The 23,915-nt window shown below is 53.1% G+C and carries 43 protein-coding genes and 1 tRNA gene; all 44 read left to right on the top strand.

Annotated elements, in window-relative coordinates; all coding sequences use genetic code 11:
* Positions 1–22: 22 nt before the first annotated feature.
* The 44 genes from ADM98_RS11635 (at position 23) to ADM98_RS11435 (ending at position 23,915) form a co-directional block, all read left to right on the top strand.
* Positions 23–784: a phage antirepressor KilAC domain-containing protein gene (locus ADM98_RS11635; protein WP_053453667.1), complete on the top strand. Its 762-nt coding sequence runs from the start codon at positions 23–25 to the stop codon at positions 782–784.
* A gap of 255 nt (positions 785–1,039) precedes the next feature.
* Positions 1,040–1,336, top strand: coding sequence for a hypothetical protein (locus ADM98_RS11630; RefSeq protein ID WP_053453666.1), 297 nt, complete (start codon positions 1,040–1,042; stop codon positions 1,334–1,336).
* Positions 1,333–1,515 carry a hypothetical protein gene (locus ADM98_RS11625; RefSeq protein ID WP_053453665.1) on the top strand — a complete coding sequence of 61 codons (183 nt, stop codon included), beginning with the start codon at positions 1,333–1,335 and terminating at the stop codon, positions 1,513–1,515. Before ADM98_RS11630 ends, ADM98_RS11625 begins: the two co-directional genes overlap by 4 nt.
* A 13-nt stretch (positions 1,516–1,528) precedes the next feature.
* A complete protein-coding gene (locus ADM98_RS11620; RefSeq protein WP_053453664.1) occupies positions 1,529–1,972 on the top strand; it encodes a hypothetical protein in 444 nt (147 codons plus the stop codon).
* Complete coding sequence (locus tag ADM98_RS11615) at positions 1,969–2,469, top strand: siphovirus Gp157 family protein (RefSeq protein WP_053453663.1); 501 nt, start codon at positions 1,969–1,971, stop codon at positions 2,467–2,469. The genes ADM98_RS11620 and ADM98_RS11615 overlap by 4 nt, the downstream gene beginning before the upstream one ends.
* A 12-nt stretch (positions 2,470–2,481) precedes the next feature.
* The gene (locus ADM98_RS11610; protein ID WP_053453662.1) at positions 2,482–2,874 is read left to right on the top strand and encodes a YopX family protein; all 393 of its coding nucleotides are present in this window, start codon (positions 2,482–2,484) and stop codon (positions 2,872–2,874) included.
* Positions 2,871–3,521, top strand: a complete 651-nt coding sequence (locus ADM98_RS11605; protein ID WP_053453661.1) for an ERF family protein — start codon at positions 2,871–2,873, stop codon at positions 3,519–3,521. The genes ADM98_RS11610 and ADM98_RS11605 overlap by 4 nt, the downstream gene beginning before the upstream one ends.
* Positions 3,518–3,688 (top strand): hypothetical protein, encoded by a 171-nt coding sequence (locus ADM98_RS17395; RefSeq protein ID WP_160315946.1) that lies wholly within the window; start codon positions 3,518–3,520, stop codon positions 3,686–3,688. Before ADM98_RS11605 ends, ADM98_RS17395 begins: the two co-directional genes overlap by 4 nt.
* Before the next feature lie 23 nt (positions 3,689–3,711).
* Complete coding sequence (locus ADM98_RS11600) at positions 3,712–4,242, top strand: hypothetical protein (RefSeq protein ID WP_053453660.1); 531 nt, start codon at positions 3,712–3,714, stop codon at positions 4,240–4,242.
* A complete protein-coding gene (locus tag ADM98_RS11595; RefSeq protein ID WP_053453659.1) occupies positions 4,239–4,691 on the top strand; it encodes a single-stranded DNA-binding protein in 453 nt (150 codons plus the stop codon). Before ADM98_RS11600 ends, ADM98_RS11595 begins: the two co-directional genes overlap by 4 nt.
* Positions 4,688–5,317: a hypothetical protein gene (locus ADM98_RS11590; RefSeq protein ID WP_053453658.1), complete on the top strand. Its 630-nt coding sequence runs from the start codon at positions 4,688–4,690 to the stop codon at positions 5,315–5,317. The genes ADM98_RS11595 and ADM98_RS11590 overlap by 4 nt, the downstream gene beginning before the upstream one ends.
* A 122-nt stretch (positions 5,318–5,439) precedes the next feature.
* Positions 5,440–6,081 carry a conserved phage C-terminal domain-containing protein gene (locus ADM98_RS11585; protein ID WP_160315945.1) on the top strand — a complete coding sequence of 214 codons (642 nt, stop codon included), beginning with the start codon at positions 5,440–5,442 and terminating at the stop codon, positions 6,079–6,081.
* 11 nt (positions 6,082–6,092) lie between these two features.
* Complete coding sequence (locus ADM98_RS11580; protein WP_053453656.1) at positions 6,093–6,908, top strand: ATP-binding protein; 816 nt, start codon at positions 6,093–6,095, stop codon at positions 6,906–6,908.
* A 12-nt stretch (positions 6,909–6,920) separates the two neighbouring features.
* Positions 6,921–7,337: a hypothetical protein gene (locus tag ADM98_RS11575; protein WP_053453655.1), complete on the top strand. Its 417-nt coding sequence runs from the start codon at positions 6,921–6,923 to the stop codon at positions 7,335–7,337.
* Positions 7,334–8,050 carry a hypothetical protein gene (locus ADM98_RS11570; RefSeq protein WP_053453654.1) on the top strand — a complete coding sequence of 239 codons (717 nt, stop codon included), beginning with the start codon at positions 7,334–7,336 and terminating at the stop codon, positions 8,048–8,050. Before ADM98_RS11575 ends, ADM98_RS11570 begins: the two co-directional genes overlap by 4 nt.
* An 18-nt stretch (positions 8,051–8,068) precedes the next feature.
* A complete protein-coding gene (locus ADM98_RS11565; RefSeq protein ID WP_053453653.1) occupies positions 8,069–8,626 on the top strand; it encodes an MmcB family DNA repair protein in 558 nt (185 codons plus the stop codon).
* The gene (locus ADM98_RS11560; protein ID WP_053453652.1) at positions 8,623–8,946 is read left to right on the top strand and encodes a hypothetical protein; all 324 of its coding nucleotides are present in this window, start codon (positions 8,623–8,625) and stop codon (positions 8,944–8,946) included. The genes ADM98_RS11565 and ADM98_RS11560 overlap by 4 nt, the downstream gene beginning before the upstream one ends.
* Entirely contained in the window at positions 8,913–9,110 is a 198-nt protein-coding gene (locus ADM98_RS17260; protein ID WP_152910978.1) for a hypothetical protein, read from the top strand. The genes ADM98_RS11560 and ADM98_RS17260 overlap by 34 nt, the downstream gene beginning before the upstream one ends.
* A 5-nt stretch (positions 9,111–9,115) precedes the next feature.
* Positions 9,116–9,412, top strand: coding sequence for a hypothetical protein (locus tag ADM98_RS11555; RefSeq protein ID WP_053453651.1), 297 nt, complete (start codon positions 9,116–9,118; stop codon positions 9,410–9,412).
* Complete coding sequence (locus ADM98_RS17255; RefSeq protein ID WP_152910977.1) at positions 9,388–9,594, top strand: hypothetical protein; 207 nt, start codon at positions 9,388–9,390, stop codon at positions 9,592–9,594. Before ADM98_RS11555 ends, ADM98_RS17255 begins: the two co-directional genes overlap by 25 nt.
* On the top strand, positions 9,591–10,061 hold the full coding sequence (locus tag ADM98_RS11550; protein WP_160315944.1) for a Holliday junction resolvase RecU: 471 nt from the start codon (positions 9,591–9,593) through the stop codon (positions 10,059–10,061). Before ADM98_RS17255 ends, ADM98_RS11550 begins: the two co-directional genes overlap by 4 nt.
* An 18-nt stretch (positions 10,062–10,079) precedes the next feature.
* Entirely contained in the window at positions 10,080–10,274 is a 195-nt protein-coding gene (locus ADM98_RS11545) for a hypothetical protein (protein WP_053453649.1), read from the top strand.
* Positions 10,275–10,326: 52 nt separating this feature from the next.
* A complete protein-coding gene (locus tag ADM98_RS11540; RefSeq protein WP_053453648.1) occupies positions 10,327–10,932 on the top strand; it encodes a hypothetical protein in 606 nt (201 codons plus the stop codon).
* A 31-nt stretch (positions 10,933–10,963) separates the two neighbouring features.
* Positions 10,964–11,500 carry a dUTPase gene (locus tag ADM98_RS11535; protein ID WP_053453647.1) on the top strand — a complete coding sequence of 179 codons (537 nt, stop codon included), beginning with the start codon at positions 10,964–10,966 and terminating at the stop codon, positions 11,498–11,500.
* Complete coding sequence (locus ADM98_RS11530; protein WP_053453646.1) at positions 11,500–11,943, top strand: hypothetical protein; 444 nt, start codon at positions 11,500–11,502, stop codon at positions 11,941–11,943. The genes ADM98_RS11535 and ADM98_RS11530 overlap by 1 nt, the downstream gene beginning before the upstream one ends.
* Positions 11,944–12,002: 59 nt before the next feature.
* Positions 12,003–12,239, top strand: coding sequence for a hypothetical protein (locus tag ADM98_RS11525; RefSeq protein WP_053453645.1), 237 nt, complete (start codon positions 12,003–12,005; stop codon positions 12,237–12,239).
* Entirely contained in the window at positions 12,236–12,529 is a 294-nt protein-coding gene (locus ADM98_RS11520; protein ID WP_053453644.1) for a hypothetical protein, read from the top strand. Before ADM98_RS11525 ends, ADM98_RS11520 begins: the two co-directional genes overlap by 4 nt.
* 11 nt (positions 12,530–12,540) lie before the next feature.
* Entirely contained in the window at positions 12,541–12,903 is a 363-nt protein-coding gene (locus ADM98_RS11515) for a hypothetical protein (protein ID WP_053453643.1), read from the top strand.
* Entirely contained in the window at positions 12,900–13,085 is a 186-nt protein-coding gene (locus ADM98_RS11510) for a hypothetical protein (RefSeq protein ID WP_053453642.1), read from the top strand. The genes ADM98_RS11515 and ADM98_RS11510 overlap by 4 nt, the downstream gene beginning before the upstream one ends.
* Before the next feature lie 391 nt (positions 13,086–13,476).
* Positions 13,477–13,550: transfer RNA gene (locus tag ADM98_RS11505), tRNA-Pro, on the top strand.
* A gap of 739 nt (positions 13,551–14,289) precedes the next feature.
* Complete coding sequence (locus ADM98_RS11495) at positions 14,290–14,598, top strand: hypothetical protein (protein ID WP_053453640.1); 309 nt, start codon at positions 14,290–14,292, stop codon at positions 14,596–14,598.
* Positions 14,599–14,698: 100 nt separating this feature from the next.
* On the top strand, positions 14,699–15,118 hold the full coding sequence (locus ADM98_RS11490; RefSeq protein WP_053453639.1) for a terminase small subunit: 420 nt from the start codon (positions 14,699–14,701) through the stop codon (positions 15,116–15,118).
* Entirely contained in the window at positions 15,111–16,373 is a 1,263-nt protein-coding gene (locus ADM98_RS11485) for a PBSX family phage terminase large subunit (RefSeq protein WP_053453638.1), read from the top strand. The genes ADM98_RS11490 and ADM98_RS11485 overlap by 8 nt, the downstream gene beginning before the upstream one ends.
* Before the next feature lie 11 nt (positions 16,374–16,384).
* Entirely contained in the window at positions 16,385–17,875 is a 1,491-nt protein-coding gene (locus tag ADM98_RS11480; RefSeq protein ID WP_053453637.1) for a phage portal protein, read from the top strand.
* A complete protein-coding gene (locus ADM98_RS11475) occupies positions 17,868–18,743 on the top strand; it encodes a phage minor head protein (RefSeq protein ID WP_053453636.1) in 876 nt (291 codons plus the stop codon). Before ADM98_RS11480 ends, ADM98_RS11475 begins: the two co-directional genes overlap by 8 nt.
* A gap of 10 nt (positions 18,744–18,753) precedes the next feature.
* Positions 18,754–19,641, top strand: a complete 888-nt coding sequence (locus ADM98_RS11470; protein ID WP_053453635.1) for an XkdF-like putative serine protease domain-containing protein — start codon at positions 18,754–18,756, stop codon at positions 19,639–19,641.
* A gap of 17 nt (positions 19,642–19,658) precedes the next feature.
* A complete protein-coding gene (locus tag ADM98_RS11465) occupies positions 19,659–20,582 on the top strand; it encodes a phage major capsid family protein (protein WP_200904898.1) in 924 nt (307 codons plus the stop codon).
* Positions 20,583–20,601: 19 nt separating this feature from the next.
* Positions 20,602–20,760 (top strand): Rho termination factor N-terminal domain-containing protein, encoded by a 159-nt coding sequence (locus ADM98_RS17170; protein WP_082318551.1) that lies wholly within the window; start codon positions 20,602–20,604, stop codon positions 20,758–20,760.
* Positions 20,760–21,146 (top strand): protein YqbG, encoded by a 387-nt coding sequence (gene yqbG, locus ADM98_RS11460; RefSeq protein WP_053453633.1) that lies wholly within the window; start codon positions 20,760–20,762, stop codon positions 21,144–21,146. Before ADM98_RS17170 ends, yqbG begins: the two co-directional genes overlap by 1 nt.
* Positions 21,143–21,487, top strand: a complete 345-nt coding sequence (locus ADM98_RS11455) for a DUF3599 family protein (RefSeq protein ID WP_053453632.1) — start codon at positions 21,143–21,145, stop codon at positions 21,485–21,487. The genes yqbG and ADM98_RS11455 overlap by 4 nt, the downstream gene beginning before the upstream one ends.
* Positions 21,484–21,888, top strand: a complete 405-nt coding sequence (locus ADM98_RS11450; RefSeq protein ID WP_053453631.1) for an HK97 gp10 family phage protein — start codon at positions 21,484–21,486, stop codon at positions 21,886–21,888. The genes ADM98_RS11455 and ADM98_RS11450 overlap by 4 nt, the downstream gene beginning before the upstream one ends.
* Before the next feature lie 2 nt (positions 21,889–21,890).
* Positions 21,891–22,343, top strand: coding sequence for a hypothetical protein (locus ADM98_RS11445; RefSeq protein WP_053453630.1), 453 nt, complete (start codon positions 21,891–21,893; stop codon positions 22,341–22,343).
* Between the two features lie 15 nt (positions 22,344–22,358).
* The gene (locus tag ADM98_RS11440) at positions 22,359–23,474 is read left to right on the top strand and encodes a phage tail sheath subtilisin-like domain-containing protein (protein WP_053453629.1); all 1,116 of its coding nucleotides are present in this window, start codon (positions 22,359–22,361) and stop codon (positions 23,472–23,474) included.
* Positions 23,475–23,477: 3 nt separating this feature from the next.
* Positions 23,478–23,915, top strand: a complete 438-nt coding sequence (locus ADM98_RS11435; protein ID WP_053453628.1) for a phage tail tube protein — start codon at positions 23,478–23,480, stop codon at positions 23,913–23,915.

Below are 23,915 nucleotides of genomic sequence, written 5' to 3'. Positions count from 1 at the left end.
TCAGAAAATAGGAGGCAATAACATGAATCAACTCACTAAGGTATTTGAAGGAAACGAGGTCCGCGTCGTCGGTACACCAGATGAACTCTTGTTCGTTTTAGCAGATGTATGTAAGGTGCTCGATTTAACTAACCCTGGAGTCGTGAAGAATCGACTTTCAGAGGGAGTAAGTTCAACTTATACCCTTCAAACAGCTGGTGGAAAGCAACAAGTCACGGTCATCAACGAAGACGGACTCTATGACGTCATCCTCGATAGTCGCAAACCGCAAGCGAAACGATTCCGCAAATGGGTGACAGGTGAAGTCCTCCCATCGATCCGTAAGGACGGTGGCTACATGATCGCCCGAGCTGACGAATCACCGGAAGAAATCATGGCACGCGGCTTACTCATCGCTCAGTCGACAATCGAACGTCTGCAACACGAAAAGGAAGCGGCGACGACGCAACTCGAAGCACAGCGTCCGCAAGTCCTGTTCGCAGAAGCGGTCTCGACGAGTCAGACGAGCATCCTAGTCGGGCAACTCGCAAAACTGATCAGCCAGAACGGTCTCAAGATGGGGCAGAATCGCTTGTTCGCTTGGATGCGGGAGAACGGTTATCTCGGCAAGAAGGGCGCGCACTACAACGAGCCGACGCAATACTCGGTCGAGCGCGGTTGGTTCGAGGTACTGGAACGCACGAACAATAACCCGGACGGCACGGTGCGGATCACACGCACGACGAAGGTCACGGGTAAGGGACAGATTTACTTCATGACGAAACTGCTCGGAGAGGCAAGCTGATGATCGCTTTCTTCTACTACCTCGGCATGGTCAACCTGATCATCGTACCGGTCACGCTCGCTACCCTCTACGTGGAGCGCAAGCACGCATGGTTCTGAAACTCGGCTTACTCATCTCAGTCCTCGTCCTGCTGCTCAACGTGGACGAACTGGAACGGATTTACGGCAAATAAAAAAGCACTACACACAAGGCGTCATGCTCTCTGATTACTCGACATTTTCATTGTAGCATGCACCCTCACAAGGAGGAAACGATATGGTCACGACACACAAAATTGGACGCGCACTTCCGGCAATCGTGCAGACGACACCCGAGATACTCAACCTCGTCGCAAAGGGTCCGGTCAAGATCGACGCGATCCACGCAGCGCTCACGGCGTCTTATCAACATCTCGCTAATGCGGCATACCAACTCGACGCGAACCACCCGGTGCACGCTTTCCTCAAACAGGTGCATAACGAGCTGTACACGATCGAGAACGCCCTCGACGAACAGAACAACCTGTTCCTCACCGCAGAGGACTCGATCGACGCGAAGGTGGTGGCGTTATGACACTCCAAACTCTCGCAGAACGAGCATCGGAAGTCGCAGAGGCGCAACCGAAATTGATTGAACTGATTGAACTCATCACCGACGCACACGACCGATTCGGTTTAAACGATGAGCAACGTGCCGAACTGCAAGACTATACAAATCAAGCGATGGAAATCTTACGGGATCTCGGACGCTAAGGAGGAAACGAATATGGACATGAAACGATTCAAGGAAATCAGTTGGCAAGAAGCTATTGCGAAATGGTTGGATGGAGAACATGTATTCAGCTCGACAGGTCGCACTTACTGTATGAAAGGTTTTACACTGCATTACTTCTTAGGTGGAGAAGATAACGGTTCGCCATCGTCAATCATGTTTAACGATGTCATCGAAGAACATTGGTACATCAAAAAGCCGTTCGACGTCCGCGCTGAGATGTTGGCACGACCGGATGAGTGGGTCGGAGCATTTAAAGATGTTAACGACACATGGCACAAAGTTGGGTTCGACACTGAATTCATGAAAGCGATTGAAACGCCTTTTGCATCAGTCGTTAACGTGAAATTTAACCAAGCGGCAGTTGGTTCATCGGACTATGACGAACTCGAAAAATGCATCCCAATCGAAGACGTGCCACAGGAGGAATGGACATGACAACCCTATACGCACTCTCCGCACAGAAGCAACAACTGCTGAACGCCATCGCCTCCTTCGACCTCGAAGACATGCAGGGTTCAGACGTCATCGCGGACACCCTCGAAGCACTCGACGAAGCCCTCGAAGGCAAGGTCGAGAGCGTGCTCCACTTCCGCCAGCATCTCCTCAACGAAGCCGCCGCGCTCAAGGCAGAGGAACAACGGCTCGCTGAACGCCGCAAGTTGCGCGAGGTGAAGGCGAAGCGGCTCGAAGAATACGTCGACGAGTGCCTGAACGTCGCGGACCTGAAGAAGCTCGAGACGACGCTGTACACGGTGTCCTACCGCAAGAGCACGAGCGTCGAGATCACGGACGCTGAAGCATTGCCCGTCGGATTCCTACGCACGAAGACGACGACGGATCCCGACAAGACAGCGATCAGCAAAGCGCTCAAGGCAGGGGAAGTCATCGCCGGCGCCCAGCTGGTGACGAAGGCGAACCTACAAATCAAATAAGGAGGAACGGACATGAGAGAGATTAAGTTTCGAGCTTGGGACAACGTGAAAGACCGAATGTACTTCATCGGAGAAGAAGAAGATGTCCAATTCGAACTTTGCAGTGGTGGTTCATTCGTGGGTTATGACCTTGGAGAAGATTGGTTCCCGAAATTAGAACATCTGCAATACATGCAATACACCGGACAAAAAGACAAGAACGGCGTCGAGATTTATGAAGGTGACATTCTCGAATTTGCTGATAAAAACTTCTTGGTCATCTGGGACGACTACCGGTTCAATCTGAAAGACTTCTATGAATTTTATCTCGACTACCCGACCGAAGCCTTTTCGGAATCGCTCCAATTCAAAATAGTCGGCAATGTCTATGAACATCCGCATCTGCTAGAGGAGGAACGGACATGAAACGATCAGACTCCATCGCAAGCATCGCGAAGGCACTCGCTGCCTTTCAGAAGGACGTGACCCAGCCGAAGAAGTCGGCGAAGAACCCGCACTTCAAATCGACCTACGTCCCACTCGACAACGTGGTCGACAGCATCGCAGAGACGGCTCCTAAGCACGGTCTAAGCTACATCCAGACCACAGTGACTGAGAACGACAAGGCAGGCGTCCAGACGCTCCTCATGCACGAATCGGGTGAATGGATCGAGTTCGAACCGCTCTTGCTCCCGATCGGACAGAAGGCGACCCCGCAAGCCGTCGGGTCAGCCATCACCTACGCTCGACGCTATACGCTCTCTTCCATCTTCGGCATCGCTAGTGAGACGGATGACGACGCAAACGGGGCGAACGACAACGCCTCGAAGAACCCGACGCCACCGAAGCCGATCATGGCGACGAAGGCGGAACATGAAACGCTGAACAAGCTCGTCGACCTCTTCGCAGGGTTACGAAGTGTCTCCCGTGAGAAGGTCCTTGAAACCGTCAACTGGGACGGACAAAAAGTACTCGAACGCGACTTGGCGGTCAAGATGAAAGGCGGTCTCGAAAGTTGGATCGATAACGCGAAGAAAGAAGCGGCTGAGGCGAACAAGGAGGAATCGGCATGAAGATGATGGACGAATACGAAACGCTAGAAGAGTGTTCCCGTTGCCAGCAGATGATTCCGTTCGGCGGGGACCGCGACGTCTTCGGACAGCTCGTCTGTGACGTCTGCTTAGAAGAAGAACGCGAGAACGCCCTGCACCACCAAGACTACGAAAAGAGCGTCCGCTAAGGGCGCTCGGGAGGAGATAAAACATGACGCGATACGCAAAGTTAGAACGAGACAGCTTTCTATATAAAGGGTTCAAGGCAAACTACGAAGCGGATTCTAAATGGCTTGATGTCCACAAGGAAGTGAGTGAACTTTTAGGCATCGAAACATCGAAGGAATACTTCAAATCACCGAAACAACTCGTCATCACGCCAGAAGCGTTTAAGGCACTGGATCAAGAGAAACAGAAAACATTCCGACCACATCCAAAAGCGAACGGCTACACTCCAAAAATGAATCTGAAGGTAGGAAAAGAGTTAGCGAAATCTTTCGCCGAGATTGTCTCCAAATATTCGGTAAACGTTGAAAACATCGGAGTCATCCTCTTCATGTCAGGGTTCTCTCAGTATTCAGGTATGCGTCACTTCCACTACGCTGACGATTTTTATCTGACTTGGGACCACGCCCACGACGTACCGGAAGAACAACTGGAAGAACTGACGCACGAAGAGTTCCTGAAAGTCCAGTTAGAACGTGAACAACTTAAAAACGCATTTGAGGAGGCAACATCATGATTAACCGAGTTGTATTAGTAGGCAGATTAGTACGTGATCCTGAAATGCGTTATACACAATCAGGAATCGCCGTCACACGCTTCACCCTCGCTTGCGACCGTCCCTTCACAGGGCAGGACGGCAAGAAAGAGACAGACTTCATCGATTGCACGGTATGGCGCAAACAAGCTGAGAACGTCGCCCAGTACTTGAAGAAAGGTTCCCTCGCTGGCGTCGAGGGTCGCTTACAAATCAGCAGCTACGAGGACAAGGACGGGCAACGTCGATATCGCGCAGAGGTCGTCGCAGACAATGTCCGGTTCCTCGAATCGAAGAAGGACGGCGCATCAGCACCGCAGACGACTCCACCGAAGCAGGAAGCACCAGCAGGATTCGGCGCTGATCCATTCAGCAATAACGGTCGCAACGATGTACCGTTCGACTTGTCGGAATCGGAGCTTCCATTTTGAACGAGCGACGTTTAGGTAAGACAAGATATTGGACGGATGAACGAATTGAACGAGCGATTCTAGAAGTCGTTCGCTCTCTCGAAATTGATTACATGCCATCATCAGCGCAAGTAAGAGAAGTGACGCAAGACGAAGCGCTTCACAACGCGATTTGCAAACACGGATCATATCGAGGATGGGCGAAAAAACTTGGTCTGGATAACAAAAAGTCAGAAACGAACACTGGTAACGACTATGAGGAATACATCGAGCAAATCTTATTGGATCTCGGATTCGAGGTTGAACAGATGAGCACGAAGCATCCTTACGACTTACTGGTGAACGGTACAACGAAGGTTGATGTGAAGGTCGGCTCTTCTTACATGCTACGGGGTGAAAACCGTGTCGTCACATTCGCCACGAACAAGAAGCAACCGACTTGTGACTTCTACATCTGCGTAAGACTGGATGAGCAGAAACAGGTTGAAAACATTCATGTCATCCCTTCTCAAATGGCACAAGTGACGACACTTTGCTTCGGAGAGGTCAGCAAGTACGACGTGTATATCAATCGTTACGACCTACTCCGTCGACACTATGAATTGATGCAGAAACTATACTACGAGCTTTGCCCGACTAAGGAGTGAACAGCATGCCAGCAGTCAGAACTAAGAAGGAAGCTGGTCGCTTCGTCTCGCTGGATAAGACGGTGTTACATGATAGCCGTCTTTCCCTTCAGGCGAAGGGACTCCATTCCTACATGATGTCCATGCCCGACGATTGGGTCTTCTACGAAACAGAACTACAGAAACACTTCACGAACGGTCGCGACTCGATCCGCAAGACGATGCGAGAACTTCAGACCTTCGGCTACCTCGTCAAACGACAATCAAAGAAGTCGGATGGGACCTTCGCGACAGTGGAGATGTGGCTATATGAAACGCCACAACCCACCGTTGACTGGAAATCCGTCGACGGAAAACCCGCGGACGGAGAATCCGCGGACGGTAAATCCGACACTACTAATAATGATTGTACTAATAATGATTCCACTAATAATGATGAACCTAATAAAACCATTGTCGAGCAAGACTCGACGTTGGCTCATGACATTATCTATTACCTCAACATGAAGGCGAGTAAGAAATACAAAGCCACCTCCAAGACCGCTCGTCGCCACATCAACGCACGCATCAAAGACGGCTTCACCCTAGACGACTTCAAGAAGGTCATCGACAACAAGATCCGCGACTGGACGCACGATCCGAAGATGAGCAAGTTCATTCGACCGGAGACCTTGTTCGGGACGAAGTTCGAAAGCTACCTGAACGAGACGCACGTCGTCCGCACCTCAGCGACACCAGACCACAGTCAGTACGATCCATCATTCGGGAAAGAACTTCCCTTCTAGGAGGCGAGACCATGCAATCCATCACACGACTGACCCAAGCCGACCTCACGCAAGAGATTGTCGCCCGCCGTACCTGTCAAGGATGCGGGCAGGAGATCGAGGTCGTCCGCCAGCAATACGCGTTCGGTCCGAAGGTTGGGGAATACTTCGAAGCCGTCAAAGGCTGCAAGTGCGAAGACCTCGCCATCGCAAGACAAGCAATCGAGAACGAACGGCAGATAATCCGGCGCAAGCTCGAAGACACGTTTTCTTCTGGCTCGACGATCAACGAGAAACTGATGCATGCGTCGTTTGCACAATACGCACCGACGTCACCCGAGCTCGCAGAAGCGAAGCGGAAGTTCGAACACTTCACGCAGACGCTCAAAGGCACGCTCCTCGTCTCTGGAAGCTACGGGACGGGAAAGAGTCACCTGAGTATGGCGGCGGTCAATGCGGTCAAGGAGCAGGGCGAGAGCGCGGTCTTCATCTCGCTTCCCCGTCTCCTGACGAAGATCAAGGGCACGTTCGGCAACGAAGGGTCACAGGACGACATCATCACGAGCTTAGCGGACGTCACGCTCCTGGTCTTAGACGACATCGGGGCGGAGCAAATCAAGTACACGGACAGCAGCAAGACGACGATCGACACGGACACGTTCAGCAACGACGTCCTGTTCCAGGTACTCGACGCTCGGCTCGGCAAGGCGACGATCTACACGACGAACCTGAAAGGTACAGACTTACGGGCACGGATCGGGCAACGGAACTTCTCCCGCATCCTCGACGACGCTGAAGTCGTGAAGATGTACGGGGACGATTACCGACTGGCAAAACTGAATTTTTAAGGGGGAGAAAGTATGTTAACAACCGGACAAGTTATTGACGGACTATTGCAGGGTGAGTTTGAAGAAGCGTATACAGAGCTTGATTCACGGACTATCGGATTACGTATCATTGATCGCGAATTGAAAGTATTTAGTCGTTATTTGGGTGAGGAGACAGTCCACGATTTAAAAATCAGCGAGTGGGACTACCGGACGGACTGGAAGGTCGAATACGCTTTCGAACACAAACCGTATGAACTTATTTTAGCGCGATGCGAACGTATCACTCCGCATGAAGACCCGCGTCAGGACAACCGCATTCCAATCCAACATTTTCACAACGGGACGCTCCATGAGTTCAAGAAAAACATTCACCCAGCGCTTCGCATCGTCAGTGCAGCGGCTCATGAAAATGGGAAAGTCGTGATTTTAATGGAGGATCGCCCATGACACCCGAATTGATCCTGAAACGCTACGAACGCGGCATGACCGCTGAACAGATCGCCGCTACGGACAACCTGACCGTCGCAAGCGTCCAAGCCATCATCGATGCCAGCAACGTCACCCCGATCAAGCGGAGCAACACCGACCGCAAGACCGTGCTGATCACCGACGACGAGATCATTCGTCGTCTGGCTGACGGCGAGACCCGCCACGCCATCGAGAAGGACTTCGACCTGACGCCCGGTACGCTGTCGAGTCGTGTCAAACGCATCAAGCGTGACCAAGCAGCGAACAAGCCACCCGTCAAACAAGGACGCAAACCGCGTGTGACGGACGAGATGCTCGTCGCGATGGTGAAGGAAGGCAAGACCAAGCAACAACTCCGTGTCGCCCTCAAGACGACGTATGACGCGCTCGACAAGCGACTGACTTTACTCGGACTCACCGATGCCGTCGAGAGTACGCAAGAAGTCGCCGTCACGATCGAGGAGGACGGTTTCTCGGAACGCTACACGATCGCCCAACTATCGAAGGAGGAACTGGACATGACCGACGCCATCGCAGAGGCGCGCAACACCGCGAAGGACAAATGGGTGCATTACGTCGCCCACCAGATCGACAACGCCCGCATCAAGACGAAGTTCGACGTCGTCGAGCAGGACGGCAAGCTGATCAAACAGACGGAGGTCCGCTTCGTCATCGAGGAGGAAATGCGATGAAGAGCGGGGGAGTAACTATTGGCTAAGACAGAAGAGACGGTACGGCTTGAAACAGACATCTACACGGCTACAAAGAAGCTGGGGATTTATTGTTGCTACGAAGTCACGATCGGTATCGGCGGAAATGAGCGAGTAGATTATATGACGCTCGATTCAAAAGGAATCTTCCGATGCTACGAGATTAAAGTTTCTGTATCTGATTTCCGGAGTAAAGCCAAAAATAGTTTTTGTGGGCACTACAACTACTATGTAATGACGGATGAACTGTATCAAAAAGTAAAAGATGAAATCCCGAAGCATGTCGGCGTATATATCGGAACACAAAGTAAAAAGCGCGCGATTCGCCAGATACCGCTAGTGAGTGAGGATGTCCTAATGATGTCACTTTTAAGATCACTTTCTAGAGAAGCAGACAAACTGTACAAATCTGGTCGATCCAGCTACGTCGACACAATGAATGCTACCGTGCGAAGACTTCAACGCGATCTTGAACACAGCAGAGGATTATTTCGAGACTTACAACGTGACGTCATCACAAAATACGGACGCAACTGGCATAAGGAGGAAGTTCTATGAACCCGGACGCTCGCGAGATCAAACGCAGACGACGCACCGCCCTCACGCTCTACACGGATGGCCGTTCGCTCGCCTATATCGGCAAGGCACTCGGCATGACCGTCTCGGAAGTGTATGGCTTGCTCGAACAAGAGGGCGTCGTCGAGATCCAGATTGAAGGCACCGGCATCAAGGACCCGCTCCTGGAGGCACCGATGATGCCAAAAAAGCAGAAGACGTACGAGGAGTTGCTCGTCGAGAACTTGCGGCTGCAAAGCGAGAATGCGCGGCTACGTCGTCGCCTCGAATGCGTCGAAAACCCAGTCCTCGCTCGAAGCTGACGCCACCGATTGGGGAACGGACCTTTCGACGCGCCAGAGGCGAAACACGACGAGACGCCATCGTACGAGACTTCACAGGGCGTGGGTGGACGCTCATCGCCGTGTACGACCAAGAATTGCCGAAGACGACACTCTACTCACTCATATTCGAATACGGGGGATGACACAGATGAAGATGACGAAGGTCAAGCAGTTCAAGCAGTTGACGGATTACCTCAGCCAGTACAGCGGACGGATCGTGCTCATCCGGGGCGACCTGCAACTGTCACTCGGCACGAAGTACGACGTCTACAACATCAAGAAGGGCACGCACCGGGAACTCAGCTACCGCGACGCGCTCAACTACTACCGCATGACGGGCTGGACACCGTTCGCGACGACCTTGGAGGCACGGCAGACCCAGACACGGCGCTACGTCGAGAAGGAGCAGGAGGTACGCGGATGGCGCGGACTGCACCGGGTGTGAAGCGGACGCATCTCTTACGGGGCGTGACGCTGTACAAGCTCGAGAAACGCGGGGACGGGTGCACGGAACGCGCGTGGCAGTATGGCAACTTCTACGCACACGAATACGACGCATTACGAAAGGATGGCTGGACACGATGGCAAGAGCATCACAACGGGCAGGCAAAGAATTCGAGACGATGATCACGCAAGCGAACCAAGTGTACAAGCTGCAAGGCAAGGCGCTCATCTTCAAGAGTGAGCCGGGCGTCAAGACGATCCGGGGCAACGCAGGCAAGATCATCAAGACCATCTACGCCGAAGCGAACGGACTCGACTACTTCGGGACGCTAGAGGGCGGACGGGGCGTGTTCTTCGAAGCCAAGCAGACGAAGGGCAAGAGCTTCCCGCTGAAGAACATCAAGGCGCACCAGGCGGAGACGATCCGCACGCTCGACAAGCTTCATACGACCACCTTCCTGCTCGTCCGCTTCAGTGACATAGGCAAGATGTACCTGCTCCCGCCAGACGCGTTCCTGAAGGCGTGGGACGGCTGGACGAAATACAGCAACCGGGCATCGATTCCGCTCGCGACATTCGAGGCGTCCGGGGTAGAGATCGCAGCGACGAACGGGTGCGCGGTGGATTGGCTGGACGCGATTAAACTATAAATCCGAGGAGGAAAATGCATGTATTTGAAATCACTTCATCACTATAACTTTAGACACGATCAGGAAAATCCAAAAGTCTTATCACTGGTTCAATATACACCAGAAAACCTTGAGCCAAGAATGTGTTTCAAAGTGCAATACGTGAGTGATGGAACAATCGATTATATCCCGTTCAAAGCGATTTCTAACGGAGAATGGGAAGTTCTTGTTTGATTTAAACTTCATCGCTCCGTCACTTAGCTAGACGACTAGAAAGGAGAACGTCATGTATGTTCCATCTGCTTCCGAGTTGAAGCATTACCTCATCGATCGCAACATCTCGATTCGCCAGTACAGCGAATGGTCGGGAGTCGATCGCTACCATATCGAGAAATTGATCAAGCAATTCGAAATCCCTGTACCGAAGTGGGTGCCCATGCCTGACCGTTCCGATTTCTTGGAACAATTTGATCGATTGGGAAAAGGAATCGACGTCGCGGCACACTACGGCGTCTCTCCTGCGACGGTCACCAAGTGGTGCAGGGTGATGGAAGTAAACGTCGGTGACTACAAGCGCCCGAGTGAAGATAAACGACCGACGGATGAACAACTCTACGTCTGGTACGAGCTAGAAAAGAAGTCGCTCGATAAAATTGCCAAGATGCTCAAAGTGGATCGCGAAGTCTTGAGAACCTGGATGGACGATGCTGAGATTGAACGGCGCCCGACAAACTATCGCACGCTTGATATAAACGAACTCGAACTCGCGGATGACTTAGCACAGGGTGAACTAAAGTATACGGAGATTGCACGGAAACATGGCATCTCGGACAGTACACTTCTTCGTTTTCGCGAAAAGTACGACTTCCCGATCAAACGCAAACCAGAATGACCTATCCCACACATAGAAGGAGCTACCACATATGACACACGAACCACGCCCACTCATCCTCTCGCTTGACACACTCGAAGCGATTTGCCAGAAACAAGTCACGCTCGATGAAAGCATCTGCGCGTCACGCGGCATCACACCGGATGAATTTGCGAACGATCTGCACACAAAACGCTATGTCGCGATGGTCGTCGAAGCGGGAGAGACCATCAACGAGACGAAGACGTTCAAATACTGGAGCAACGGGAAGTGCGACCCAAAGAAGTTGCTCGAGGAAGCAATCGACTGGCTCCACTTCTACGCCTCGCTGCTCATGACGGATCACCCGAAGGCATCTGCGCGGCGCGTGGAATACGAGCGGGCACTGTTCGAGCAGGACACGCTGTTTCTCCAGAACGAGAAGCTCGACCGGCTCTACCTCTGTTTGATGCAATCTGATCGCAACGCGAAGATGTTCGCCGCATGGTCCATCATCCTCGAATGGTTCGGGTACACGGAGACGGACATCATCGGCATGTATGAACACAAACAAGGCATCAACTACCGTCGCATCATGGAGGCATACTGATGCAGGAGCGCCTGTTCGAGACGAAGCTGACGAAGGAGCAACGCAAGGCGGCGGGCAAGCACCTGAAGGAATACTTCACGCTCCCGAGCCGGATCGAGAGCAAACGGGCGATGGCAGAGATGGCGGCGACGAAGATGACGCCCGGCTACAACCCGAGTGAGGTCCAGACGCACCAGGCACCAAGCAGCAAGGTTGAACGGTACGCACTGACGATGAGCGAGGTCGAGATGTTGCTCAAGCGCTACACGATTCTCTGTCGCATCCACGAATCACTCATCGACGACCAGCAACGCCTGCTGTGGGAGCTACTCTACGACCCGAAATACTTCCGCTCGGACGACGCGGTGATGCACGAGATGCGGATCAGCTCGACACGGACGTACTACGGCATCAAGAACAAGCTACTTGGCATCGTGCACGACCATTTCGGAGACGGCTACTGAGGGGCATGCGCCTCTCGGTGGTTCTGGATAAAAAGTAAAAATAATAGGGAGATGACGAGATGAACAATAGAACATTGGTTAAGTCATGGGAAGAATTGAACCAGTGCAAGTCAGATACTCACTATCTAAAGATCGACTTGGATATGGGATGCGGTTGGGTGAAAAGCAAAACGGATGCAGAAGATCGTCTTTATCTCTCAACTCATTCTTTTTACGGTTCTTGCCACGAAGGAACAACGCAAATTCTTCAAGAACGAGGATTTGCAGTTGAAATCGATAACTGGGACAACCAATGATGCAGGACGGGATCTACGCCGCGACCTATACGCAGGATCAGGAACGAACTTTCGGATTACTCGACGTCGAGGGGGAGCGCCTTCACTTCACGTCGTGGGTCAAGCACCATAAGCACAGCGAATACCCGCAACGAGGGCGCGTCATCAGCCGCTCACGCGTCTGGGTGATGCGCGCGCAAGTCGAGGTACACAGCGAGTGGGACGACGCACAGGAGGCGCGTTTCGCGGCAATCAAGCGCAACATGGAACGGGAGAGCGCGCGAGGGGATTACCAGGAGAAGTTATTTTAAGGAGGGGCGGTATGAGCACATGGAAGCAACGCATGACCTTGACCCGTGACGAATGCAAGGAAGCGATCCAGATGCGGCAGGAGGGCGTGAGGTTACCAGGCATCACCCAGCACCTCCACGTCTCGAAGAACACGCTCTATCGCTACATGGAGCACTTCGAGCTGGTAGTGGAATGGAAGAAGGCGGCAAGGTCGACGGCACGAACACCGAAAAGTGGGAATAAGGAAGAAATCACCTTCTTCTATTTGTACCATCAGCGTGTGAACTGGGGACGGACGTATAAGCAGATCGCGAAGGACTTCGGATGTTCGCAAGGTAAGGTATATAGGGCATTGAGACGGCATGGATTTATAGGAATGGAGGAAGCAGAATGAACATTGAAGTTGGTAAGTCCTATCGGTACGTCGTGAGTCAGGCACTCCGCCCGCACCCGAACGAGGCCATCGAAGACGGGACGATTGTGACGGTCACGGAATTCTTTCAAGGTGGGGTCATACTCGATGGATATAACTATCTGCACCTGGTGGAACGGTTACGAGAAATTGAAGAAGACTGAGAGGGACGTCCTTCGGGGCGTCTTTTTCAGGTAAAGGATAAGTAAAGGAAACGGCAAGGGATGGCGCGCTTTTCTGCGATATGCTTGTACTGTACAAATCCACACGTTCCTCCTTTCGAGTGGGCAGGTACATCAACGGATAAGCGACAGGTCATCCACTCCTTGCGTGATCGGACGTTTATCCCTTGCGAACAGCGCATGACGCAGCCACACACATAGAAAGACTTCCGAGTCGTCGTAGCAGGGCGGAGTGGTCGTGCGTTGTTTGCAGGATAAGCTAGAGCAATGTATGTAGTCGTACTGATATGGATTGCGAGCGTTTGTCCGAGCAACCTTTCCTAGCGTAAGGGAAATAGAAACCGTCTGTTGCGGTTTCAGGCGGTTTTTTTACCTCTCCTTAGCTCAGCTTGGTAGAGCGCTTGGTTTGGGACCAAGAGGTCGTAGGTTCAAATCCTACAGGGGAGATCGATATGAATATGATAGTTACACGGTGGCGGAATAAGTAGACGCACTTGGTCGGGGCATCGAGAGAGTGAAAGACTCCTAACTTTGGTGGTATAGAAGCAAACATGACCGATGAGAACCACTATGTAAGGTGTAAATCCTTACCCGTGTAACAGATATGAGCAAGAAGGGATACTACGACTGCGTGGGGTCCCTTTTTCGTGTCCTGCAACCAGTGGGTACCGCCCGTTGCTTGGAGTACACGAAGGGAGAGAAGGCACTTGTCGAAACTGAAACTGCATGACCGCGTGAAGACGACGTATAAATCCTTGCCGAACCGTAGTGGTGTGATCACCACGCTGTACAGCGAGACAGCGATTATCTGCATTGAGGATTGCGATGGGCGTACGAAGAACGAGAGTCACATGTTGTACCGGTTGACGTTAGACAGGGGCGAACCGCCTGGAGTGAGGTAAGGGAGGAAGAAGGATGGCAGAAACGTGTGAACTATGCGGAGGAGAAACAGAAGAATGGAGTCAAGGAATATACGAATGTAAAGACTGTGGAAGTATGGTCGACTCTTCGATTTATGAAGAGGAGGATTGGTGATTTGAAAACAGTCGAAGAAGAAATCAACGAGTTCAAACGTATCCTATACGACATGCACTGCCGAATGTTCAAAGGGCTGAAGATAAAACGATTTATTGAATGGCTAAACGTTATGGTAAAATCTTCTTATTCTGAATAAGGAGTGAAACGAATGAATCATCAATTTTTCGTAGAGATGGAACTAGCTTTTCGTCAAAGTTTTAACGGGGTAGGACGAAGTGGGCTAGGCGGGGTTTTAAACGCTGATGCACTAGAGACTGGTATGGCGTACACAGGATTCGTCGCAGCATTGGCGCCGTATTATAAAGATGCGTTGATCAATGATGATAAGACGCTTCAAAATCGAATCAATGATTCAATTGAGGAACATTACGAGTTGATGTCTACAGACCATAATTCGGATGAATATCTCAAGTTATCCAAGAGTGCTCTAGAGGCATTCGAGAAAATTACAAAGTAACGTGAGACGCCCTAACCGGTGTCTTTTTTTGTGCCTTGCGTCGAGCCGATACGGTCGGTTGGATGCAGAGCATGAGAGAGGGGGTGAGGAAGTGGCAAGGATGACACCAAAGCAACAACGATTTTGTGACGAATATCTGATTGATTTGAACGCAACACAGGCGGCAATACGGGCAGGATACAGCGAAAAAACAGCAGCGGTAATTGGAGTGCAGAACTTAACAAAACTTAATATTCGTTCCTATATAGACGAACGGATGAAAAGTAAGACCACCGCCCTCATCGCCTCGCAAGACGAAGTCCTAGAGTACCTCACGGGCGTCCTACGCGGAGAAGAAAAGGGGACCGTCCTCGTCGGACAGGGGCAAGGTTTCCAGATCGTGTCGAAAGAGACGCCAACCGTATCCGAACGGACGAAAGCCGCTGAACTGCTCGGGAAACGCTACCGCTTGTTCACGGACGTCACGGAGTTAGAGGTCAAGACACCGACGTTCGTCGAGGATGTGCCCGAGGATGATTGAGGGTCCAGTCGTCAGCATCAAAGACTTAATCGGAGGCGGATACAACCGCTTCTGGCATGACAAATCGTTCTACCGCGTCGTCAAGGGATCACGGGGGTCGAAGAAATCGAAGACCGCTGCCATCAACTTCGTCGAACGGATCATGAAACACCCGTGGGCGAACCTACTCGTCGTGCGCCGCTTCTCGAATACGCTCAAGCAATCGACGTATACCGACTTGAAGTGGGCGATCGCACGGCTAGGCGTCAAACACCTGTGGAAGACGAATGAGTCCCTGCCGGAACTGACGTACAAGCCGACGGGGCAAAAGATTCTGTTCCGCGGACTGGATGACCCACTCAAGATTACGTCGATTACTGTCGAGCACGGCATGCTTTGTTGGGCATGGTTCGAGGAAGCGTTCGAGATCGAGACGGAGCACAAGTTCTCGACGGTCGTGGAATCGATTCGGGGGAGTCATGAGTCGGACGACTTCTTCAAGCAGGTCACGATCACGTTCAACCCGTGGAGTGAGCGGCACTGGCTCAAGAAGGTCTTCTTCGATGAAGCGACGCGACGAAGTAACACATTCAGCACGACGACGACGTTCCGCGTCAATGAATGGCTCGATGAGGTGGATAGAGCACGCTACGAGGACTTGTATCACACGAACCCACGCCGGGCGAAGATTGTTTGCGACGGCGAGTGGGGGATTGCTGATGGACTGGTATTCGAACGGTTCCGTGTCGAGGAATTCACACGACGGGACGACCTTCCGAACTATGCCGGACTCGACTTCGGGTTTGCGACCGATCCGACCGCGTTCATCGACATTCAGGTGGATGAGGAGAACAAGAAGCTATACGTCTGTGACGAGCATTACCAGACGGGCATGCTCAACAGCGAGATTGCTTCGATGCTTAAGTACAAGCAGGTCCACAAGCGCCATATCGTTGCCGACAGCGCGGAGCCGAAGACGATTGAGGAATTACGTCGCTCTGGCATCACCCGTGTCACAGGGGCACGTAAGGGCAAGGACAGCGTCATGCACGGGATCACCCGCTTGCAGGAGTACGAGATTATCATTCATCCTCGCTGTACGAACTTCATCATCGAGATCAACAACTATGTCTGGGACAAGGACCGCTTGAGTGGCGAGTCCGTCAACAAGCCGATTGACGATTACAACCACTTGATGGACGCGCTTAGGTATGCCGTCGAGTATCTCCACGTCAAGCCGAAGAAGCGACGTGAGGGAAGAAAATTGAGTTTCTAGGAGGTGGATAGATGAAAGCACATTTGATTAAGAGTGCGGATAGCGTGAAGTTGCCCGTCGTCAAGTCGCTCCTGACGGAATCGGAGAGCGGGACGTGGGTTGCGCCACCGTACGAACGCAAATCACTCCGTCTGATGGTGGAACAGTCGACCATCTTGCGCCAGTCCATCGATGCCTATGCGCACAACATCGCCGGGTATGGGTTCATGCCGGAATACGTCGAGGAGACGTCGGATGATGCCGCAAAAGAAGCGGAATGGAACAAACTACAGGAGACGCTCGACTGGATGGGTTTCGACGAACCGCTGACGAAGGTGTTCAAGCAGTTGGTCATCGACCGCGAGACCATCGGAGAGGCGTTCATTGAAGTTTTACGTGATCCGAAGGGTGATGTCATCGAACTGATCCGCGTCAATCCTGATGACATGCAAGTCAGCAAGCCCGGTGCACCCGTCGAGGTGACGATCGAGCGGATGGGCGCCAAGAAGACCGCACAGCGTGCCTTTCGACGGTTCCGACTTGGTCAGAAACTGTTCTTCAAGCAGTTCAATGATCCGCGACCGATGGACCGCCTGACAGGTGACTATCTACCGGAGGGTGCAGTCGGGACGGCAACGGAGATCGTGCACTGGAAGCTCGGAGACGCGGATTATGGCATCCCGCGCTGGATTGGGCATGTCCCATCACTCGCAGGGGCACGCAAAGCGGAAGAACTGAACTACCGTTACTTCACGCAAGGGCGTCACCTTCCTGCGGCAATCATCGTTTCGAACGGTCAACTGTCGGAAGCGAGTGAACAACAATTAAGCCAATATGCGAATGATGTCGGCAACGAGAACGCCCAACACAAGATTCTTGTCATCGAACTGGATGGCGTCGACGAAGATCCGACAGGCGAAAGCAAGCAAGCACCAAAGGTCGAACTCAAATCGATGACCGACATGCTCCAGAAGGACGCTTTGTTCTTGGAGTACGACGACAAGGCACGGGACAAGCTGTTGTCCGTCTTCCGCTTGCCTCCGGTCTACGTGGGGCTGTCGAGCGACTACAACCGCGCCACGGTCGAGGAAGCACGCCGCATCGCAGAGGAACAGGTCTTCCAACCCGAACGCGTCGAGATCGAGATGCTGTTCAACCGCTTGCTATTGCCTTCCTACGGCTTCAAGCATGTGAAGGTAGCGCTCGGTGCACCAGAACTCACGGATGGCGAACTGATCATCTCCGCACTCGACAAGACAGGGGCATCCCTTTCCGTCAACGAGAAGCGGGCGGTCATCGGTCCATTGCTCGGCAAGGAACTCGAACCGCTACCAGACGAGAAGTACGACTTGCCTTCGGGCGATGCTGTCCCTAATCCGACGCAACAGCTCGCACAAGCGACGGGAGAAGCCTTAGCCAAGGCGGAGGGTGGCATCATCAAGGACGTGCTCAAAGACGTACGTGACGAGCTCACAGAGCTGAACGATGTCGTCGGTGGTTGGAAGGGTGAGGGCGATGTGTGACATCTCCTTCATCACGAAGGCGGACGACGATGAACTGCGCGGTCTGCTGAAGGACTTCCCAGAGGTCGAATACCTGATTGAACGGATCAACGGACTCGAAGCGGTGTTGGCTCGGCTCCTGCGGGAGCACCGGAAGGACTACATCACGGCAATCAACCTCTTCTACGAAGAAGTCGGGCAAACGATGGGGTTCGCGTTCAGCATGGGACTGCCGGGCGTCTTAGCAACAACGACGATGGCTCCTGCGGTCTCGCTCGCCTTGATGCCACACCTGCAAGAAGTCGCGTCGCACATCGCCAGCACGACGATGGCGCGCATCGATAAGGACGTCGTCTTCCAAGCGGTCAGTCCGAGTCGCATCCGCTTCATGCAAGCCTACAGCGACGAACTCGGGCGTGTCCTCGACCAGAACACGGCGAACAAGGTGACGCAAGTCATCGCAAGCACCCTAGAACAACGTGGGAGCGTCCATGACGTCATTCAAGCACTCAAGGATGAACCGGACTTCGACCGCGCGCGGGCACGACGCATTGCCATCACGGAGACGCTGACTGCTGCCAGTGTCGGGGACGATGAAGCCTACCGGCAATCACCCGCTGTCACAGGCGTCGAGTGGTTGCACAGCGGAGGACGCAAGAACAAACCCCGCGCTTCCCACGTCGCACTCAGCGGGACACAGAAGGGACTCAACGATTTCTTCGACGTCGAGGGGGAACTGGCGCGCTATCCGCGTGACACGTCCTTATCCGCGAAACAACGTATCAACTGTCACTGCACGACGACACCCGTCGTAGATCCGAACATCCTCGGCTTATCGGCTGAAGAGAAGAACGCGATCCGTCAGGGCGTTATCGCACAATTTGAATAGGAGGGCTCCTATGCCACGTGAAATCAAGAATCTCGTCGTTTCTCACGTCTCCATTGTCGACAAGGCTGCTAACAAGCGGTCTTTTTTGTTGACCAAGAGTGAGGAACAGCCAAACGTTTCCCGCGACATGAACATCCTCAAGCAGGATGCGTCGCAACAGATTGCCTACGGCATCGTCTATGAACCGCTCGTCAAGGACGCACACGACGACTACATGACGGCGGAAGAGATCGAGAAGGCGGCACACATCTTCCTCAAGGATTACCGCCAAATCGACAAGCAGCACGACTTCACCTCGCAAGTCGGGGATGTCATCGAGTCCTATATCGCACCCGCTGACTTCGAACTCGGTGGCGAGACGGTCACCAAAGGCACATGGGTGATGGCAGTCAAGGTCGCGGACGAGGTCTGGTCCGGCATCCAGAAGGGGGAGTTCACAGGCTTCTCACTCGCTGGCATGGGCGAGGTCATCGAGAAGGCAGAGGACGGCAAGTCATTCCTCGCCAAGGTGAAAGATTCCGTCACGGAAGTTCTCAAAGACATGGGGATTCTACCAGACGAACCGGGAGAGGAGGTGACAGACATGACACAGGAACAATTGCAGAAAGAACTCGACGCGTTTAAAGACTCGTTCAAGGGCGAGGTATTGGATCTCCTCAAAGCGGCACTCCCTGTCGCAAAAGAAGAAGAACCAGCGCAACCGGAAGCACCAGAAGCCGCTGAACCGGAAGTCGATGCACCTGAGGCGGAACCAGAAGTAACTGAACTGGAGAAAGCACAGGCGAAGATCGCAGAACTCGAAAAACAGCTATCTGTCCGACCGCTCCCCGCTTCACACGAAGCCGTCGAGAAGGCAGAAGTCCCAGATAAAGCTTCATACGCAAGTCACTTTGGATAAGAGAGAGGATGAACCCATTGAACACTACTGAAATGCTCCAAAAACAGATGGACAATATTAAGAAGTCAAACAACGTCACACTCCCAGCGGATGACGGACGTGCTTTCATGCAAGACGTCGTCGCTTCGGGGTCAACGCTTGCGAAATTGAACTACTACTCTGCTAAATCCGCAAACGGTGCGATCGACATGCTCGGTGTCAAAAAACGCCGCTTGAAATTACACCAAGGCATCAACACGACGCCAGATGGTACGGATCACGCAGAAGAACGTACGGTTCCGTTCTCGCTCGTTCCTGTCTACACAGACGCATGGTTCGAGAACGACAACGTCTACTACACAGCGCGTTCACGCGGTCAGAACGTCGAGGACATCATCGCATCGATGATCCAGCAACAGTTCGGCGCGGATTTGCAAGACCTCGCGTTCAACGGCGACAAATCTTCGGCAGACGCTTTCATCAAGCTCGACGACGGATTCCTTAAACTTGCTCGTACGAATGTAGACACGATCAAACACGACGTCACGGGTGCAATCAAGATTGCTGACCTTCAAGTCGTGCCAATTAAAGTCGCGCCAGAACAACTCCGTGCTGGTACATTCGTTTGGGTCATGGGTCGCGGGACGCATACTGCGCTTCAAGCAGAAGTCATTGCTCGCCCTACAGCACTCGGGGATGCAGTTCTTGTTAATGGTGTCTTGACGCGTCTTCACGGTTACGACATCGAAGTCGTCGACCACATCGTCGAAGATACAGTCCTCTTCACGCCGCTCGAGAACTTGACGGTCGTCACTGGATTCGACGTGCAGTACTCGCGTACTGGTGAAGGTCCTGAAGCGATGGCGAAGCAAGCAACATACCACTTCGTCCTCTCAAGCGTCGACTTCGTCATCCGTACACCGAAAGCGCTCGTTTACATCGACGCAGACGTCACACCCTGACCCGGCTCCTTTCGCTCTGATGAGTGAGGAGCCTGTTTACGATCGTGAACAGTTGGCCGCGATGACCAAGGATGAAGTCTACGAGATCGCGACGGACTTGAACATCGCCGGGCGCTCGAGCCTGACGAAAGCACAATTGATTGACGCGATCCTCGCGACGCAGGAAGGAGGGGTCTGATGCCCGTCATCACACCAAGCGAACTCCGCGCCTATACCAGCTTCGACACGGTCAAGGGGCGCACGGATCAGCAATTGACCGACGACATCATTCAAGCGGAAGCCGACATCTTCGATTATGTCCACCATGAGTTCCCGACGAATGAGTATCCGACCGTTCCTGTCCGCGTCAAGCTCGCGTGCAAGAAGCTCGCTGAATACTATGCCCTGTCTGCCCTCGATGAGAGCGCGGTGAAGGGCTATAAGAGCGAGAAGATTGGTGATTATAGCTACACGATGGCAGATTCGGCAGGGTTGCGGGGGAAACCCGAAATCACAGCCTTGCTCGAATCCTACGTCAAGCCCGTCGCCTCTGAAGCGCCACAAGTTAGGATGCGGTACCTATGAGTTACGATAAGCTACTCTCCGACCGCGCCAGTATCTATCATCTTGACAAGACGTCTTCGGGCGGGGGCTATGGTCTCCCGTCAGAGGACGCTTTTTCGTATCCGATCACACCGGACGCTGTGAACGTGCCCTGTTACCTCGTCAGAGGGCGGGGAGCGCTCATTCAGACCGATAGCATGCGGGTCTCGTCTTCGGACGACCTCGCGCATTTCAAGATTACGGCTGACCTCCTGGAAGGGGACAAGGTCGTGATCGACGGGTCGGTCTACATCGCTGGGAAGCCGCACAAGGTCAAACAGCATCATATCGAGTGTCCGCTTCGGCGGGAGGCACCGCTATGAATGGATTCGATGAGTTTGCACGGGACATGGACCGGATTCGCGGCGACTTCGACAAGGCGATCCCGCTCATCATGGACGCGGTCGGGGCTGAACTTCTAGCCGAGACCCGGAAAGAAATCGTGCGGCAACAACTCGTCGACACCCGTGACATGTTGAATAGCTTTTCACTGGGTAATAGCTTCAACGTGTTCGAGAAACGCAAGAATGGCTATGAGGTCGAAGCCGGAACCACGAACGGCTATGCGGAATTCGTCAACGATGGCCACTGGACGGCAGGACGCAAGTCATTCGTCGAACCGACGCATTTCTTCGACTTCGCGGTCGCGGTTTCCGAGCAATACATGTCGGTCGGCATTCAAAAGAAAATCGATGCACTCGTCAAGCGTCGGTTAGGAGGCTGAGCATGGCGATCCAGAAACAAAACTCGTTCCTCGCCTTCTGTCGCGCGGAATCGGGCATCACGAAATTCTATACGGACCAAGTACCGGCGACGTTCACAGAGCGTTGCCTTTTCTTGTCCGCTCCTTTATCGGAAGCACTCCCGCACGCCAGTGCCATCTCACGACGGCTCGTCATGGCGACGGTGACCTTCTTCGCACCGAAACGGTCGCAAGCCTTAGCGGACGCCGAGAAGGTGTTCTATGCCCTAGAACGGCAAGGCAACAGGATTCCGCTCTATGCGCAGAACAACACGATCGCCGGACGCTTCATCTTGCAGGATGCGAAGATCCGCGCCATCGAGAACCCGGTCGATACGGTCGGGGCGGTCACGCTGACGGTGACGTGGCATGAGGAGACAGAACAGATCATCACCCGCGGTCCGGTCGTCAATCGGGTCGCTACTTTTTTGAATTAGGAAAGGAGCACATACATGGCATATTGGGACAAGAATGGACCAGAACCGATCCTCCCGGGGCTATACATGGTCATCGAGAAGATGCAGGACCAAGTCATCCGTCCTGGACAACGGGGCGTCATCGGCATGGTCACGAACGGTCTTGCCGCGAACAAAGGCATGGTCGTCACCTTGAACAACGTCGGGGAGGCACTCACAGCACTTGGCGTATCGAACTATCAGTTCGCAAAACGCTGCTTCGCAGGCGGAGCACGACAGATCGTGGCATACGTCTTGAAGGACGCAGAGACACTCGCAGACGGACTTGCGCAACTCGACCCGTACTACTTCGATGTCGCAACGGTCGGACGCGACGTGACCTCGGATGAGGTCGATGACCTGAAAGCATGGCGTATCGCTGGTGCACTCGACGGCAAGAACTTCGTCGTCGTCGCAGGGGGTGCGGCAGGACTCGCGGACAACACGGCGATCAAGAACCTGTACGCAACAGGTAAGCACGGCGACATCATGTACGTCGGAATGGGTGGCGTCGACATCGACGGCAATACCATCTCGCCTGGAGAACTTGCGGCATGGATCGCAGGGAAACAGGGCGGTCGTGGCATGACACAAGGCTCGCTCACACGCCAGAGCATCGATTTCCTCGCGGATGTCGAGCGCCGTCTGACGAAAGCACAGCGTGAAGACTTGTATACGGCAGGCATCGCGATTCCGATCCATAACGGCAATCAGGTCGTCTTGGAAGCGGCGATCACGTCGAGCAAGGTCATCGAAGGCACGAACCCGAGCAAGCCGCACCACTCTGGTGGGAAACTCCGGATCGCCTACAACGCAGCCGTCTATCAGACGACGCTCAACGATGCGATCGAGAGTGGATTCATCGGCAAGATCAACAACGATCTACCAGGTCAAGACATCCTGACGGGTGCGCTCAACAATTTCAACGATGCCCTCATCAACGAAGGTGTACTCGCACCAGGAACACAAACGACCTTGCATCCGGACTATGTGTCGGAAGGCGACAAAATCTACTTGCTGACGCGCGGATACTTCATTGACGCCGCTGAGAAGTTCTTCATCGACTTCCAGATCGGTAGCGTAGCCGCGACAGCAGCGACAGGAGGTGCTTAATCCATGGCATTCGATGGCAAACGCACGATGCTCGGGACGGGACTTGCGCTCTACTACAGCACAGGGACTCGTCTGACCTACATCGACCGTATTCAAATCAAGTTGGACATTGACAAACAAGATGTCCTCGTACCTCGTAATATTGTCACGCAGTACAAAAACAAAAGTATTAAGATTTCTGGTACGATCGCCGGATTCGAATACACATCGACGCTCCAGAAGCTCCTTCTATCAGCTTTAAATAAAGAAGGGCAGGATCGCATCGATTTCCTCGCAGAGCTCGAGGATTACGAGTCAGGTGAGCGCTTCTCCTACCAAATCATCGATTGCCAGTTCACGTCAGGCGACATCGCCAACTGGACGGTCGGGGAAGTCGTTAAGAAAGAGTTCCCGTTCGTCGCGACAGGCATCAAATTGAAGAACGGTGATGATCGAGACTAA

The organism is Exiguobacterium sp. BMC-KP, from assembly GCF_001275385.1.
In the GTDB taxonomy this organism is placed as follows: Bacteria; Bacillota; Bacilli; order Exiguobacteriales; family Exiguobacteriaceae; genus Exiguobacterium_A.
This window is presented reverse-complemented; position numbering and strand designations above follow the sequence as displayed.